The organism is Lachnotalea glycerini (assembly GCF_003201285.1).
GTDB classification, from domain to species: Bacteria; Bacillota; Clostridia; order Lachnospirales; family Lachnospiraceae; genus Lachnotalea; species Lachnotalea glycerini.
In genome coordinates this window covers 799,869-815,170 of sequence record NZ_QICS01000001.1, presented here as the reverse complement: position 1 = coordinate 815,170, position 15,302 = coordinate 799,869, and the positions used below count along the sequence as shown (strand labels likewise).

The following is a 15,302-nucleotide window of genomic DNA, read 5'->3' as shown; positions in this document are numbered from 1 at the left end:
TATAATAATATAAGGCAGGCAGTGAGATAAAATGAAACAGTTAGATTTTAGAATGGAAAGACCAAATTTGGTAAAGGTAGGAGATTGCGTAGAGGTGAGTGCCAGAGATTTGCAGACTCTTCAAGGGCTTATGTATTGCTATACCATTGAGCCTGCTGTGGGAATGAGCGGCAATATTCCAATCAGCAATAAAATTAACAATTTAAATGGAACTGTTAGCAAGATCGAAGATGGACCAAGTTACTGGACAGTTACGGTTGATTTTGATGACTAGTTAATATGGTATGTTTGGTTTAACCTGTGTGGTGAAAATGTTATTCATTATATTTATTCATAAGACAAATTATTTGTTACATAAAATATTATAAATCTAATAAAAAAAAGAGGTATAAATGTTTTTAGGTATTGATATTAGTGTACATAATGGAAATGTTAATGTAAAGCAGGTAAAAGATGCAGGATACCAGTTTATTTTTATTCGAGCTGGTTATGGGAAGAATAATATTGATCAAAGATTTGAATCGAATGCAAGAGCTTGCATAAATTCAAATATGCCACTGGGGATTTATTGGTTCAGCTATGCATATTCCCTTGAAATGGCGAGACAAGAAGCCAAATATGCAATTGAAGCAGTTAAAAAGTATAAGAGCATTTGTCCGATTGCCTATGATTTGGAATATGATTCGGTTCGATATGCGCGTACAAAAGGAGTAGAAATAACAAAAGCTCTTGCAACTGAAATGGCAAAGATATTTTTGGAAGAAGTAGAAAATGCAGGATATATTCCGATTTTATATACCAATAATGTTTATGAGATGAATTATTTTGATATGGAGCAATTTAAATGTGATATTTGGTATGCTCGTTATAAAAGCAATATATCTTCAAAAGAAAAAGAGCATGCATCTATATGGCAGAAATCAAAAACCGGTAAGGTACCTGGAATAAGTGGTAAGGTGGATATAAATGAATTTTATCTGGAATTAGAACAGCTTGAGGCTGAAACAGATGAAAGCAATTATAATATAATTAATATTAATATTCTTAATTTTCAAAAAGCGGCAAATAAAGACGGGTATCTGGACGAAAGCGGTAATGCTTTAATAGAAGATGGAATGGATGGAGTTAATACAAAATACGTTCGTAATCTGATTCAATTAAAAGCCAAAAGTACTATAATTGGTTATCTAACAGGTAGCAGTGGAGATGTTGTATCATGGTGGCAGACCAGATTAAATGAAATGGATTTTTCAACCAGCATAGACGGCAAATACGCAAAGGATAGCAGAAAAAAGACAATTCAGTTGCAAAAGAAATACAATTTAAAAACGGATGGCGTGGTAGGATTTAATAGTATAACCACTGCCTTTTATAATTAAAAAACAAGCCTAAATGATTTGAACCAAATGATTTAGGCTTGTTTTTATATAATAAAATTATAAATAGGATATAAAATAAAGATTAACGAAGCATCAAATATTGCATTATAATTTTGAATAGATTATAAATATAGACATATTTAAAAAGTGCTAATTAATGTTAAAATTTTATCAAAAAATACAAAATATTAAAAATTAAACTAAAATATTAGAATATTATTAATTAATAGTCAAAAAATATGTAAATTATATAAAATGTATGATAAAATACAAAATTAAGCTTGATTTTTTGACAATTTAATATTATAATAGATTTCGGAGGGCTTAAGAATAGTGTCTAGTTGGTTATTTAGTACTAAAATAACACAAAATAGGCGCATGATTATGCTATAATTGCCAATCTAATATGGAAAGGCTTTATAGATAAAAAAGAAAGGGGATACATATAATGAAAAGAGGAAGAAGAAGGATCAGTTTTATTTTGACATTTTTAATGATTGCTAGTTTATTTTGTTTCAATGAGCTGCCAGTAAAAGCAGCAACAAACTATTATGTTTCGACAAGTGGAAATGATTCCAACAACGGAACATCAACAAGCACGGCTTTTAAAACTATAACAAAAGCAATAACAAAAGCTAGCGCAGGAACTAACATTTATGTTTTAAACGGAACTTATAAGTACAGTTCAACAATTAAGCTTAGTGCGAGCGGAAAATCGGGTTCGCCAATTAGAATTTTAAACTATAACGGATCTAAGCCGGTAATTGATTTTTCTGGACAGGCAGAGAACAGCAGTAATAGGGGATTCCAGATTTCAGGCAGTTATTGGACTATTTCAGGACTGACAATTCAGAATGCAGGAGATAATGGTATTTTTATTAGTGGAAATAACAACAATGTTTCTTACTGTACAATTACAAAATGTCATGATACCGGTCTTCAGATGAGTAATGGTGCGGCTTATAACACAATTACCAGCGTAACGTCAACCTATAATTACGATTCAGCAACGAATGGAGAAAATGCCGATGGATTTGCAGCAAAATTAAACATTGGAGCTGGAAACGTATTTAAGAATTGCATAGCAACATCTAACTCTGACGACGGATATGATTGCTATCGTGCAGGAAATGCAGTTAAGTTTTATAACTGTCAGGCAAATTATAATGGATTATATGATGGAAATGGACAAGGTTTTAAAGTTGGCGGAGACTACACTGCAGATAATCATTATTTAGAAGGATGTACAGCAACTGGTAACAAATCAAGAGGTTTTGACCAAAACAATAATACCGGTGCGATTACATTAGTTAAATGTACAGGTATCAAAAATAATGTTAATTTCTATTTTCCAACAGCACCAAAGTCAGGTAAGCATAGTTTTACTGGTTGTATATCAACTAGCGGAAAGAGTAAAGATAAAATTGTAGGAGCAACAACAAGTGGTTGTTCATTCAATCAGTAATATAGAAAAATGTAATAGAAATTAAAAACCTATCTTAACTGTAATGCACCACCAAATGTTAGACAAAATAAATCTAACATTTGGTGGTGCATTTTGTTATTCTGCAACAGCCCCATTTAGTCAGGAACCAAATGTATTATTTGGCATAATATATTCTAGATTATTCAATATGCTAAAGAAAGGCATGGAGGAATAGTAAAATTCAGGTAGAATTTGGAGGATATATGGATCGATATATAGTTATTATGGCAGGTGGTGTAGGTTCAAGATTTTGGCCTCTTTCAAGAGAGAAAAAGCCAAAACAGTTTATTCGTGTAGATGGGGACCAATGTATGCTGGTTCAGACTATTGAGAGAGTATGTAATGTAGTTTCTTCAGAAAACTGTTTTATTGTTACGAATAAAGATCTGCTTCGCATAACGCAGGATACAATTAAGGATATCATGCCTATTGAAAATATAATAGAAGAACCATCAAGAAAAAATACTGCTGCCTGTATCGCTTATTCCACATTATTATTAAAAAACAAGTTCGGTTCTGGCATTTTAAGCTTTATTCCGGCAGATGGATATATTGAGGATAATGTAAATTATGTGAAAGCATTAGAGAAGGCATACTTAGCTGCAAAAAGCACGAAAAATTTAATTACGATAGGAATCAGGCCGACTTACCCTGCTACCGGATATGGCTATATTCAGTGTGATAGATCGAAGGGAAATGAAAGCTATTTCAAAGTGAAAAAGTTTGTGGAAAAACCAGATTTAGAAACAGCAAAAAAATTATGTTCTTCGAATGATTATTTATGGAATAGTGGAATTGTTCTGGGAGATATGGATACCTTGATCAATCATTTCAAACAGTTACTTCCAAATCATTATAATCTTTTATCAGAAGCAATCAATCAGGATATGCAAGGCTTTTCTTGTACAAATGCAATTGAAAAAGCGTATCAGGAGGTGGAAAATATTTCGTTTGATGTCAGTGTTTTGGAAAAAACCAGTCAAATTTACACAGTAAGAGGAGAGTTTGATTGGGACGATATGGGAAGCATGGAAGCTTTGTCTAAAACATTAAAAACTGATTTAAAAGGGAATTTCATTAAGGGAAATTATTGCGGAGTAGATACAAGTGGCTGTGTGATTTACAGTGAGGAGAATATTTTAGTTACATCTATTGGTATTGATAATATGGTAATTGCTTGCACTAAGGATGCTATTGTTGTCTGTCCAAGAGATAGGGTTCAAGAGATGAAAGAACTGGTTAATGAGCTTAAAAACAAGGGCTATGATAATTTTATATAATTAAATGGAGGTGATTGAATCATAATGCCACAGAAATTTTTATTAATAAAGGCAATTAGCCATAATTTATGGAAAAACCTGCATCATGTAATGGAACTTCTTCTGGTTGCTGAAATAACTGGTCGTAAACCGATTGTCTATTGGGGATGCAGTTGTCTTTATCAGGATGTCTTATATAATAATGCGTTTGACTTATATTTTGAGCCAATTTCAGACTGTGACATATATGACGTAATCAATAAAAAGTTTACGTTTTATCCACCGATTTGGACATATGATAATCTGACCTCAGATGATCCTAACAAGAGCAATCTTTGCTATCGGAATATAGGTGATTTTATAGGGAGCCAGGCGGATGTCGTGATAAGTGATGTGAGTATTTATATTACGCGTATTATTCCATTTATAACAAAAGATAATCCGACCTACGCAATGACACCTTTGCAGATTTATCGATATCTGTTTGATAAATATCTGAAGTTAAAGCCAGATATAAAAAAAGAAATAGAGCAATATTATGATACAAATTTAGGTAGTGCAAATCATGTTTTGGCAATTCATATGCCGGGTGATTTTACTTTGGATATTTATCCACAAATTAAGCGATATAATATAAATATGATTTATCACCCGGTTAATCCAAATACGCGTTCAAAGTCAAAAAAACCAAAAAAACGATACGATCATTTTAAGGTAGATGATACAATTTATCAGCATGAAATAGTACGTCTTCTAAAGGTTACACAGCATGGGGATCCTTATAAGATTTTAAACAAAGAAGTACAAATTACTTTAAAAAATTTTCATATTGACAAAATATTTTTGATCACTGATCGAGAGGATATTCTGGAAGAATTTTCATCAGAATTTGGCTCTATGCTTTTTTATAGTAATTACAAACGAACACCAATCAATGATTCCAGGGAACCGGTATATATTGAAAATCACTTGAATAATAGGAGCAAGGGCATTGAAATTCTTAGAGATACTTATATTGCAACCATGTGCGATTTCTTTATAGGCTATGGTTTTTCAAATCTGTCTTACGGGGTCACCCATTTAAAGGATTGGCCCGAAACGAATATAAAGCTTACTTATTGGATGTTTGAAAAATTATATAATTTTTCCTATGAGCGTATAAAAACAGGGCGTTATTCTCCTGAGGAGGCAGATGGAAAATATCGTCTGATGACTAAAATGACTAAGAATTCTATTAAAAAAGTACAAAGAGTTTTTAAGTAACAAATAATCTGGAGGTGTTAAAAAAATAATGTCAGATGCTAGATTTCTTCTCATTAAGGCATGGGGGTGGGGATTCTGGGCAGATATGGATCATCTGGTAGGACAGCTTTTGGTAGCTGAGCTTACCAATCGGATTCCGGTAGTCAGCTGGGGAATGAATAGCTTGTACAGTGATACAATTATAGCAAATGCTTTTGAATTATATTATGAACCTGTATCAAATTATACACTGCGCGATGTTGCAAGGCCAGAATTTACATTCTATCCTCCCATGTGGAATTATGTCAATATTATGATAGAAGATCTTGATAAAATTACGTATACGTATCGAGACATTGGTACCTTGATGAGCAGTAACGCAAATGTGGTAGTGAGCGATGTACATTTCTTTGCACGCCCAATCATGGAATATATCAAAAAGGATCATTGGACTTATGGTATGACTCCACTTCAAATATACAGAATTTTAATTCAGAAATATCTTCGGCTTAAGCCAGATATTCTATTAAAAATTGAAGAGTTCAATAATAAGTATCTAAAAGATAACACGCCGTTGCTGGGTGTGCATGTTCGTGGAACGGATAAAATAATCGAAGTTGCTAATCTTCCTTATTTAAATAAAAGATACCATTATGAAATAAAAGAATATAGAGAACAATATGACATTAAAAAAATTTTGGTAATTACAGATAGTCAGGAAATTTTAGAAGAATATCAAAAATTATACGGAAACTTAATCATTTCCACAGATGCTAATAGAAGTACCTCAAATTCAGAGCATGATGCCACTCAGGTTGATAATTATATTAACAGAAGAAATAAGGGAGTAGAGATATTAACTGACACTTATCTGGCTGCAAAATGTGATTATTTTATTGGTAATGGTTATTCCAATGTATCTTTTTCAGTTAACCGCATAAAAAACTGGCCAGAATCACACATAACTCTTTTATATAATACATTAGAAGAAGAGATAAGATTATCAAAGAAACGAGGAAAATTAGAAGCAATCAGAAAACGAAACCAAAAATTAGAACATAAGTTGAATTATCCAGAATTATATGGAGGTATTTAAGTATATGGCGAAAGAGCGTTTTTTATTAATTAAGTCCTGGGGATATAGCTTGTGGGCGGATATTGAGCATGTTATGGTTATGTATCTGGCAGCCCAATTAACAAACCGTATTCCAGTTGTTTATTGGGGAATGGAAAGTATGTACAGTGGTGCCATCAGCTTGAATTCATTTGAACTGTTTTTTGAACCTTTATCACAATATAACATTTATGATGTTGTTCATCCTGATTATACTTATTATCCCCCCATATGGAATTTTAGTAATGTAATGATAGATGACCCAGATAAGTTGAAATGGGAATATCGTGATATTAGTAGTTTGATGGCGAGTAATGCAGATGTCGTAGTAAGTGATGTATTTTATCATATCAGCGAAATCATGCCTTTCATTCATGCGGCACATCCAATGTATGGGATGACAGCTCACCAAATTTATTGTAAGCTGTATCAGACCTATCTGCTGCCAAACCCTGAGATTAAAAAGAGTATTCAAAAATTTATAAATGCAAATTCTACTTTTAGGGATGAAAAGCCGATTGTATGTGCACATGTAAGAGGAAATGCACTAGTGCATGAAATCAATCAGCTTTATAGTGCAAATAATTTTTATGCTCCTGCTATTTGGCAATTTTTCAATATTTATAATGCAAGACATTTGTTACTTTTAACAGATTCCAAATCGATTGTAAGGGAGTATAAAAGTTTGTATAGTATGGGAGATATTTTGATTATTAGTAATAGTAAAAAAATACCATTCCGAGGACCTGTCAGACAGTGTAATACAAATTATCCAAATAAACGTCACAAGGGAGTTGAATTGATACGAGACACCTTTGAAGTAATTAAGGATACTTATCTTGCAACGGAATGTGATTTTTTTATTGGAAACGGATATTCCAGCTTTTCCAATGCGGTATTTCGGCTAAAAGACTGGCCAAAGACTAACGCAAAGCTAATTTATTAAAAAAGAAAAAAATAAGAGGATGGTGACATGAGTAATTTAACGGACATTATTTCAAATAATGCTGTTACAATACTGAAAAAAATTGATTTGGAAGAACTCCAAGGTAAAACAATTCTAGTGACAGGAGCGTCAGGATTGATTGGAATACATTTTCTTGCATGTCTTAAGCGGGTAAGCGAAATGCTTGAAAAGCCAATTAATGTAATTGGAATTGTCAACCGTAAACCTCTTTCCTTTGTAAAAGAATTTTTTGATTATGAAGGGGCTGTAATGTTGCAGGGAGATTTAACGGATATTGACTTTTGCAAGGGCTTGCCAAGGGCAGATTATATTATACATGCAGCAAGCTATGGTCAGCCGATTCGTTTTATGGAGAATCCTCTTGACACGCTAAAGCTTAACACACTGACTACTTTTATTTTATTTGATAAATTAAATCAAGGTGGTAAATTCTTATATGTAAGCAGCAGTGAATTGTATATTGGACTTACGAATCCACCCTTTAATGAAACACAAATCGGAACTATAGCAACAGATCAACCAAGATCATGTTATGTAGAAGCAAAACGCTGTGGTGAAACAATAGTGAATGTATACCGAAAAAAGGGCGTGAATGCAAAGTCAGTTCGGTTGGCTGCAGCTTATGGCCCAGGCACAAGAATGGACGATAAAAGAGTAATCAGTTCCTTTATTCAAAAGGCATTTCAAAAGGATTTAAAGCTTTTGGATCAAGGAAGAGCAGTACGTGCATACTGCTACGTGACAGATGCTGTAGAAATCATGTGGGAAGTATTGCTGCATGGAATTGATGCTGTTTACAATGTGGGAGGGGTGTACAAAAATACGATTTCTGAGGTTGCTAAAACAATTGGAAAGGTCATGAATGTTCCTGTGGTTTATCCCGATTTAACGGATGAAGTAAATGGTTCGCCAGAAGAATCATGGCTGGATATGACAAAGGTACAACGGGAATTTATAAAAACGGATTATGTAGCGTTAGAAGAAGGAATTTTGCAAACGATAGAGTGGTATCGGCTGCTGCAAAATTCTGATCGTTAAATTTTATTAAAAAATATGATAGGGAATCACAATTTAAGGGAGATGATTATATGGATTCTATTAATGACTTAGTGGATAAAAGAAGAGATAAAAAGGAAAATAAGCTTGCATTTAAAGAAAACCTTCAAAGCAGTGGTTTAACTATTGCCCTAAGTAAGGGAAGATATTTGGGAGGTTATCCAGAGCTCTTAGATGAAAAATACGGAGATATTATTGTTAAAAGTACCGGTCTGTTTTTCCAAGACAATTTAAATTTTAACTTTATCTTTATTCCAGTAGAGAAGCTTTTGAAGGCTGAATTTAGAACGGGGGAACAAACTTCGAAAAATCAGGTTCTCTCAAGAATTTTAGCTTTTAGTGGATTTCGTTTTGCATTCAAACAAAAAGACAGAGAAAAGCATATGTTTTTAACCGTAACTTATAGTGAAAATGAAGTAGAATGCAGTGTATTGTTTGAGTCCAAAGGTGCCAATAAAATTGCCGGAGCAGTTGCAAAGATTGTTCAAGACAATGCAAAAGCTAAAGAAGTTGCAAGCGACAAAACCTTAATTGATCTTATGAAAGAAATATCAGTACTAAGAGCAATGAATGTAATAACGGAAGAAGAATTTGCTGATAAAAAAAGAGATATACTTTCCAGAATGTAAAAATATTCTTAATTTTTTTATATTGATAGAATAAATTTTATTTTAAAGAATATTATTTACAGAAGCTATGTATTAGGGTGATTGAGATGAATTATTCACCAAAAGATTTAAAAAATATTTGTTTCAGACGAGAATTCTTTTATGGATACAATAGGGAGCAGATCAATAACATACTTGCAAAGATTAGTGAGGATTATGAGGCACTCAATAAGGAAAATGAAGAAATGCAAAATGAAATTGTTATTATGAAAGAGACTGTGAAGCATTATAAGACAATTGAGGAATCATTGCAGCATACTTTGATAATAGCACAACGTACCAGTGAAAATATAACAGACAATGCGACAGAGAAAGCAAATAATATAATCAGTGAAGCTGAAAAAAATGCACAAGATATTGTTCATAATGCATATCGAAAAGTAGATGGCATTAATCATGAATATGAAGAAATAAAAAAGAGCTTAAACATTTACAAAATGAGGTCACAAGCATTGTTAGCCACAACATTGGAAATGTTAAAAGTTTCTGATGATGAAAAGAATGAAAAGAGTACCACTTAAAAAACGCCTATGAATGATAAGTTGTATAAAACGTAAATAGCATGAGCATTGCAAATATCGATAAAATCGTTGTCGTTTAATCAATATAAGCATTGGCTCATGCTATGATATGAGTTGTTTTATTAAAATAATAAAAGACTAAAGCTTATTAAGATAATCATGATAGGCATTAATAATACCTTCTCTCAATTCTATCTTAGGTTTCCAACCCATATTACTTATTTTGGAGTGATCCAGTACTTTTCTTAAGGTTCCGTCTGGTTTACTTAAATCAAAAACAAGCTCACCTTGGTAGCCTACTATATTTTTTACTATTTCAGCTAAATCTTTAATACTGATTTCATTACCGGTACCTATATTGATGTGTTCGCTATCTTCGTAAGTCTCCATAAGAAAAGTACATGCATTGGCGAGGTCATCAACATAAAGAAACTCTCTTAGTGGGGTACCACTGCCCCATAATTCTACAATCGGTTTATTTTCTGTTTTAGCTGTATGCATTTTTACGATTAATGCAGGAATTACGTGAGAATTATTAATATCATAATTGTCATTTAAACCGTAAATGCTTGAGGGCATAACGCTGATATAGTTTGTTCCATATTGTGTATTATAATGCTGACACATTTTGATACCCGCAATTTTTGCAATTGCATATGCTTCATTTGAGGTTTCTAAAGGAGCTGTTAATAAAGATTTTTCCTTAATAGGCTGTGGACATACCTTTGGGTAAATGCAAGAACTGCCTAAAATCATAAGTTTTTTTACCTTATTCATATAGGAGCTTTTAATTACATTACATTCAATTAAAAGATTCTGAGTAATAAATTCAGCAGGATAAGTTTTATTCGCAATGATTCCACCAACTTTTGCAGCCGCAAGAAATACATATTCGGGTTTTTCTGTCTTGAAAAATGTTTCAGTTGCAGATTGATTCATTAAATCCAACTCTGCATGTGTTCGAACTATTATATTATTGTAACCTTTTTTAGTTAAGTCTCTTAAGATTGAAGAACCAACCATACCAGTATGGCCGGCTACATATATTTTGCTGTCTTTATCCATTTTTAATTTCCTTTCTATATAAGATTCACGTATTTATATCACTGTCAACCATCATTTCAATCAGCTTCTCAAAAGAGACTTTTGGTTCCCAATTTAATTTGTTATGCGTTTTTGTTGCATTTCCAAGAAGAAGGTCAACTTCAGTAGGTCTAAAATATTGATTGCTGATACTAATTAATTCTTTCCCTGTTTTATAATCAATACCCTTCTCGCTTATGCCTTCCCCATCCCACACTAATTTTATTCCTACATGTTGGAAAGCAAGCTCACAAAATTCTCTAACGGTATGAGTTTCACCTGTAGCAACAACGTAATCGTCTGGTTCATTTTGCTGAAGCATCAACCACATTGCTTCTACATAATCACCTGCAAAGCCCCAGTCTCTTTTTGCGTCAATATTTCCTAAAATTATTTTTTCTTGTTTTCCTTTTAGAATATTACTAATTCCTGTAGTTATTTTTCTTGTTACAAAGGTTTTTCCTCTTCTGGGTGATTCATGATTAAATAAAATACCGTTACAGGCAAATAATTGATAAGCCTCGCGATAATTAATTGTAATCCAATAGGCATAAAGTTTTGCTACTGCATAGGGACTTCTAGGGTTAAAGGGTGTGTTTTCTGTTTGTGGAGTTTCTTTCACCTTGCCAAATAATTCGCTGGAAGAGGCCTGATAATATTTTATTTTGGGATTAACCTCTTTGATGCTGTCTAGAAGTCTTAGAGCACCTAAAGCATTGACATCAGAAGTGAATTCTGGTACATCAAAAGAGACTTGAACATGACTTTGAGCTCCCAAATTGTAAATTTCACAAGGTTCAAATTTATCAATTAACCTATTTAAGCTATTGGAATCGCTTAAATCACCAAAATGTAATACTATTTTTTCTTCGTTGCCGTATTTTCCTTCTATTAAGTGATCAATTCTTTGAGTATTCAAGGAACTGCATCTTCTAACAATTCCATGTACCTCATATCCTTTATCAAGCAAAAATTCTGCCAGATAGGAGCCATCCTGCCCTGTAATACCTGTTATTAATGCTTTCTTCATATATATAACCTAGCATAATGAAAATATAGGGGCATTCATTATACAGTTTCCTTTCTTAAATATAACAATGCAACTTTTTCTGGCTCGACCTCAAAAAAAGTACAAATTGAATGAATATTTCAGGTGTTAACCTAATAATATAATATGTTAAATACTCTATAATGTGACGTGTACTATTTGAAACAAATGGAAAGGAAAGTCTCTGATAATCGTAAAATGCTGCAGTCAGATTTTTAATACAGTATTTTTAATACCTTTTTAATACAGTATTTTTTATTATTGACCTTTTTGGGTTGAAAGGTTAGAATAAATATTAGGGTTTAAAATTGAAACCTTGTTGTTTTATAGAATTGAAATTAGGAGACTACTTATGAAATTACTTTTTATATCCCTCGGCTGCGATAAAAATTTAGTGGATACAGAGGTTATGCTTGGAATTTTATCAAAGGGGGGCTTTGAATTTACTGACGATGAAACGCAGGCTGATGTAATCGTTGTGAATACCTGTTGCTTTATTAATGATGCTAAGGAAGAAAGTATTAATACGCTTTTGGAAATGGCGGAATATAAGAAGTCAGGAAGTTGTAAAGCTTTAATAGCAGCCGGATGTCTTGCTCAAAGATATAAGCAGGAGATACAGGATGAAATTGAGGAAGTGGATGCTATTCTTGGAACAACCTCTATTGACAGCATATTAGATGCTGTTTCATCAAGTCTTAAGGGTGATAGAACACAAATATTTGACAATATCGACAGATTGCCAACACATAAGACCAATAGAGTATTAACTACAGGAGGATATTATGCGTATTTAAAAGTGGCCGATGGCTGTGATAAGCATTGTACCTACTGTATTATACCTAAGATAAGGGGAAATTATAGAAGCGTTCCCATGGAAGAGCTGATTGAAGAAGCCAAAGTACTGGCCAAGCAAGGAGCTAGGGAACTTATTTTAGTTGCACAGGAAACGACTCTTTATGGAGTGGATTTATATGGTAAAAAAACATTGCCCACTCTTTTGAGTGAACTTTGTAAGATAAGTGAAATTGAATGGATTCGGGTACAATATTGTTACCCAGAAGAAATTACAGATGAGCTGATTGAGACAATTAAATCAGAGCCTAAAATTTGTCATTATTTAGATTTACCAATTCAGCATGCCAATGATGATATATTGAAACGGATGGGGAGAAGAACGAACAAAGCTCAATTAGTTGAAATTATCAATAAGCTTAGAATAAAAATTCCTGATATTGCAATCAGGACAACCTTAATTACCGGATTCCCGGGAGAGACGAAAGAGCAGCATGAAGAACTGATGGATTTTATCGATGAGATAGAATTTGACCGTTTAGGTGTATTTACTTACTCACCGGAGGAGAACACGCCAGCCGCCATGATGGAGGCACAGCTGGAAGAAGAAGTTAAGGAGGAAAGGCGTGCGCAGTTAATGGAACTTCAGCAAGAAATCGTGTTTGATAAAGAGGATAACATGGTTGGCCGTATAGTAAAGGTTATGATTGAGGGTAAGGTAGTTGATGAAAATGCATACGTTGGAAGAACCTACAAGGACGCTCCTAATGTTGATGGATATATTTTTATTCATACAGATCAGGAGCTAATTTCAGGTGACTTTGTGAATGTAAAAGTAACTGGTGCATTGGAATATGATTTAATAGGAGAGATTGCAGATGAATTTACCAAATAAATTAACTCTTTTAAGAGTAATCATGATACCATTTTTCTTAGTATTTATGCTTACTGATTTGATGGGAGAAAACGGAAAATATATCGCATTGACAATATTTGCGTTAGCAAGCTTTACTGATTTTTTAGATGGTTATATTGCAAGAAAGCAACATTTAGTAACGAATTTTGGAAAATTTATGGATCCATTGGCTGATAAGTTATTAGTTTGTTCGACGTTAATTGCATTTATTCAGATGAATAAAATCTCATCTGTGATTGTTATAATCATTGTAAGCAGAGAGCTTATTATCAGTGGATTCCGGGTAATCGCAGCAGACAATGGTGTTGTTCTTGCAGCAAGCTATTGGGGAAAATTTAAAACAGCATCACAGATGGTTATGATAATTTTATTGATTTTAGATATTCAAACACCAGCTTTTGCATTATTAGAAAACATCTTTATCTATTTAGCATTAATACTGACTATTGTATCATTGATTGATTATTTGATAAAGAACTTAAGTGTTCTTAGCGAAAGGAGTAATAAATAATGGTAGTTGAATTAATATCGGTTGGAACAGAGCTTTTACTTGGCAATACAGTTAATACAAATGCATGCTTTCTTGCAGAGAAGTGTGCGATTTTAGGATTATCTTTATACTATCAGACGTCGGTTGGAGATAACGAACAGCGCTTGGCAGAAACGATTCAGACAGCACAAAAACGCTCTGATGTAGTTATTTTGTCAGGTGGACTAGGACCTACTCAGGACGATTTGACAAAAGAGGTTGTGGCAAATGTCATGGGAAAAACCTTGATTGAAGATGAACATACAAAACAAAGAATTAATGATTATTTTACAAAGAGCCAGATAACAATAACAGAAAATAATTGGAAGCAGGCTTTCGTTCCAGAAGGTGCCATTGTTGTTGACAATGAAAATGGAACAGCACCAGGTGTAATTATGGAGGAGAACGGCAAAACAGTGATATTATTGCCCGGTCCCCCAAATGAGCTCATTCCAATGTTTATGAATGATATATACCCATATTTAAACAAGCTTCAGCCTGAAACAATCTATTCCAAAATGGTTAAAGTCTGCGGTGTTGGTGAGAGTACAGCTGAAACAATGATCAAAGACTTAATTGACAATCAAACAAACCCTACAGTTGCGCCTTATGCAAAGGTAGGAGAGGTTCATATACGAGTAACTGCCAGAGCAAAGGATGAAGAAGAAGCTAAGAAAATGATCAAGCCAGTTGTTAAGGAATTAAAGGCGAGATTTGGTAAAAATGTTTATTCTACAGATGAAAATGAAACGTTAGAGGAAGCTGTAATTAAGCTGCTTGAAAAGAATGAACTTAAGGTTACGACAGCAGAATCTTGTACCGGAGGTATGCTTGCAGCCAGATTAGTAAATGTGCCCGGTGTATCAGAAGTCTTTAGAGAGGGTTTTGTTACCTATTCTAATAAGGCAAAGCGTAAAATTTTAAGTGTTCAAAAAAGTACATTAAAAAAATATGGTGCAGTAAGCGAAAAAACTGCAAAGGAAATGGCAAAAGGCGGCGTGTTTGCAACAGATACAGATGTATGTGTAGCTATAACAGGAATTGCCGGACCAGATGGTGGCACGGAAGAAAAGCCGGTAGGTTTAGTATATATTGCATGTTATATAGATGATAAAGTAACAGTCAGAGAATTTAATTTTAAAGGAAATCGTTCCAAAATACGTGAACAATCAGTTGTAAAGGCATTAACCTTATTAAGAGAATGTATACTTGATGTATATGGAAAATAAGAAATTTAAA

General features: G+C 33.3%; 15 protein-coding genes. 13 read left to right on the top strand and 2 right to left on the bottom strand.

Going from position 1 to position 15,302, the window contains the following annotated elements; genetic code table 11:
* The first annotated feature begins 31 nt into the window (after window positions 1-31).
* The 10 genes from C8E03_RS03385 to C8E03_RS03340 all read left to right on the top strand — a co-directional run bounded on the left by C8E03_RS03385 (window position 32) and on the right by C8E03_RS03340 (window position 9,692).
* Window positions 32-274, top strand: a complete 243-nt coding sequence (locus C8E03_RS03385; protein ID WP_094376271.1) for a hypothetical protein — start codon at window positions 32-34, stop codon at window positions 272-274.
* A 118-nt stretch (window positions 275-392) separates the two neighbouring features.
* Window positions 393-1,379: a GH25 family lysozyme gene (locus C8E03_RS03380; protein WP_094376272.1), complete on the top strand. Its 987-nt coding sequence runs from the start codon at window positions 393-395 to the stop codon at window positions 1,377-1,379.
* Between the two features lie 448 nt (window positions 1,380-1,827).
* Window positions 1,828-2,844: a right-handed parallel beta-helix repeat-containing protein gene (locus C8E03_RS03375; RefSeq protein WP_242993357.1), complete on the top strand. Its 1,017-nt coding sequence runs from the start codon at window positions 1,828-1,830 to the stop codon at window positions 2,842-2,844.
* Window positions 2,845-3,068: 224 nt separating this feature from the next.
* The gene (locus C8E03_RS03370) at window positions 3,069-4,145 is read left to right on the top strand and encodes a mannose-1-phosphate guanylyltransferase (protein WP_110290285.1); all 1,077 of its coding nucleotides are present in this window, start codon (window positions 3,069-3,071) and stop codon (window positions 4,143-4,145) included.
* A 24-nt stretch (window positions 4,146-4,169) separates the two neighbouring features.
* Window positions 4,170-5,387 (top strand): O-fucosyltransferase family protein, encoded by a 1,218-nt coding sequence (locus C8E03_RS03365; protein ID WP_110290284.1) that lies wholly within the window; start codon window positions 4,170-4,172, stop codon window positions 5,385-5,387.
* 28 nt (window positions 5,388-5,415) lie between these two features.
* Window positions 5,416-6,462, top strand: coding sequence for an O-fucosyltransferase family protein (locus C8E03_RS03360; RefSeq protein ID WP_094376276.1), 1,047 nt, complete (start codon window positions 5,416-5,418; stop codon window positions 6,460-6,462).
* Between the two features lie 4 nt (window positions 6,463-6,466).
* Complete coding sequence (locus tag C8E03_RS03355) at window positions 6,467-7,426, top strand: O-fucosyltransferase family protein (protein ID WP_110290283.1); 960 nt, start codon at window positions 6,467-6,469, stop codon at window positions 7,424-7,426.
* Between the two features lie 27 nt (window positions 7,427-7,453).
* Window positions 7,454-8,485, top strand: coding sequence for an NAD-dependent epimerase/dehydratase family protein (locus C8E03_RS03350; RefSeq protein WP_110290282.1), 1,032 nt, complete (start codon window positions 7,454-7,456; stop codon window positions 8,483-8,485).
* Between the two features lie 50 nt (window positions 8,486-8,535).
* Window positions 8,536-9,132 (top strand): hypothetical protein, encoded by a 597-nt coding sequence (locus C8E03_RS03345; RefSeq protein ID WP_094376279.1) that lies wholly within the window; start codon window positions 8,536-8,538, stop codon window positions 9,130-9,132.
* An 86-nt stretch (window positions 9,133-9,218) separates the two neighbouring features.
* On the top strand, window positions 9,219-9,692 hold the full coding sequence (locus C8E03_RS03340; RefSeq protein ID WP_094376280.1) for a DivIVA domain-containing protein: 474 nt from the start codon (window positions 9,219-9,221) through the stop codon (window positions 9,690-9,692).
* A gap of 138 nt (window positions 9,693-9,830) precedes the next feature.
* On the opposite strand, the gene C8E03_RS03335 is transcribed toward C8E03_RS03340, so the two are convergent.
* Together C8E03_RS03335 and gmd are read right to left on the bottom strand one after the other, a co-directional pair.
* The gene (locus C8E03_RS03335) at window positions 9,831-10,757 is read right to left on the bottom strand and encodes a GDP-L-fucose synthase family protein (RefSeq protein ID WP_110290281.1); all 927 of its coding nucleotides are present in this window, start codon (window positions 10,755-10,757) and stop codon (window positions 9,831-9,833) included.
* A 25-nt stretch (window positions 10,758-10,782) separates the two neighbouring features.
* The gene (gene gmd / locus C8E03_RS03330) at window positions 10,783-11,805 is read right to left on the bottom strand and encodes a GDP-mannose 4,6-dehydratase (RefSeq protein ID WP_094376282.1); all 1,023 of its coding nucleotides are present in this window, start codon (window positions 11,803-11,805) and stop codon (window positions 10,783-10,785) included.
* A 370-nt stretch (window positions 11,806-12,175) separates the two neighbouring features.
* On the opposite strand from gmd, the gene rimO reads away from it, so the two are divergent.
* The 3 genes from rimO to C8E03_RS03315 are packed head-to-tail and all read left to right on the top strand — an operon-like array spanning window position 12,176 to window position 15,292.
* Window positions 12,176-13,513 carry a 30S ribosomal protein S12 methylthiotransferase RimO gene (rimO, locus tag C8E03_RS03325; protein WP_094376283.1) on the top strand — a complete coding sequence of 446 codons (1,338 nt, stop codon included), beginning with the start codon at window positions 12,176-12,178 and terminating at the stop codon, window positions 13,511-13,513.
* The gene (pgsA, locus tag C8E03_RS03320; RefSeq protein WP_094376284.1) at window positions 13,497-14,045 is read left to right on the top strand and encodes a CDP-diacylglycerol--glycerol-3-phosphate 3-phosphatidyltransferase; all 549 of its coding nucleotides are present in this window, start codon (window positions 13,497-13,499) and stop codon (window positions 14,043-14,045) included. Before rimO ends, pgsA begins: the two co-directional genes overlap by 17 nt.
* Window positions 14,045-15,292, top strand: a complete 1,248-nt coding sequence (locus tag C8E03_RS03315; protein WP_110290280.1) for a competence/damage-inducible protein A — start codon at window positions 14,045-14,047, stop codon at window positions 15,290-15,292. The genes pgsA and C8E03_RS03315 overlap by 1 nt, the downstream gene beginning before the upstream one ends.
* The last annotated feature ends 10 nt before the right edge of the window (window positions 15,293-15,302 follow it).

Bases quoted from the DNA above. Each gene is read 5' to 3' on its own strand.
- C8E03_RS03340 (WP_094376280.1), top strand. From the start codon at position 9,219: ATGAATTATTCACCAAAAGATTTAAAAAATATTTGTTTCAGACGAGAA.
- C8E03_RS03345 (WP_094376279.1), top strand. From the start codon at position 8,536: ATGGATTCTATTAATGACTTAGTGGATAAAAGAAGAGATAAAAAGGAA.
- C8E03_RS03380 (WP_094376272.1), top strand. From the start codon at position 393: ATGTTTTTAGGTATTGATATTAGTGTACATAATGGAAATGTTAATGTA.
- rimO (WP_094376283.1), top strand. From the start codon at position 12,176: ATGAAATTACTTTTTATATCCCTCGGCTGCGATAAAAATTTAGTGGAT.
- gmd (WP_094376282.1), bottom strand. From the start codon at position 11,805: ATGAAGAAAGCATTAATAACAGGTATTACAGGGCAGGATGGCTCCTAT.
- C8E03_RS03365 (WP_110290284.1), top strand. From the start codon at position 4,170: ATGCCACAGAAATTTTTATTAATAAAGGCAATTAGCCATAATTTATGG.
- C8E03_RS03370 (WP_110290285.1), top strand. From the start codon at position 3,069: ATGGATCGATATATAGTTATTATGGCAGGTGGTGTAGGTTCAAGATTT.
- pgsA (WP_094376284.1), top strand. From the start codon at position 13,497: ATGAATTTACCAAATAAATTAACTCTTTTAAGAGTAATCATGATACCA.
- C8E03_RS03355 (WP_110290283.1), top strand. From the start codon at position 6,467: ATGGCGAAAGAGCGTTTTTTATTAATTAAGTCCTGGGGATATAGCTTG.
- C8E03_RS03315 (WP_110290280.1), top strand. From the start codon at position 14,045: ATGGTAGTTGAATTAATATCGGTTGGAACAGAGCTTTTACTTGGCAAT.
- C8E03_RS03350 (WP_110290282.1), top strand. From the start codon at position 7,454: ATGAGTAATTTAACGGACATTATTTCAAATAATGCTGTTACAATACTG.
- C8E03_RS03360 (WP_094376276.1), top strand. From the start codon at position 5,416: ATGTCAGATGCTAGATTTCTTCTCATTAAGGCATGGGGGTGGGGATTC.
- C8E03_RS03375 (WP_242993357.1), top strand. From the start codon at position 1,828: ATGAAAAGAGGAAGAAGAAGGATCAGTTTTATTTTGACATTTTTAATG.
- C8E03_RS03385 (WP_094376271.1), top strand. From the start codon at position 32: ATGAAACAGTTAGATTTTAGAATGGAAAGACCAAATTTGGTAAAGGTA.
- C8E03_RS03335 (WP_110290281.1), bottom strand. From the start codon at position 10,757: ATGGATAAAGACAGCAAAATATATGTAGCCGGCCATACTGGTATGGTT.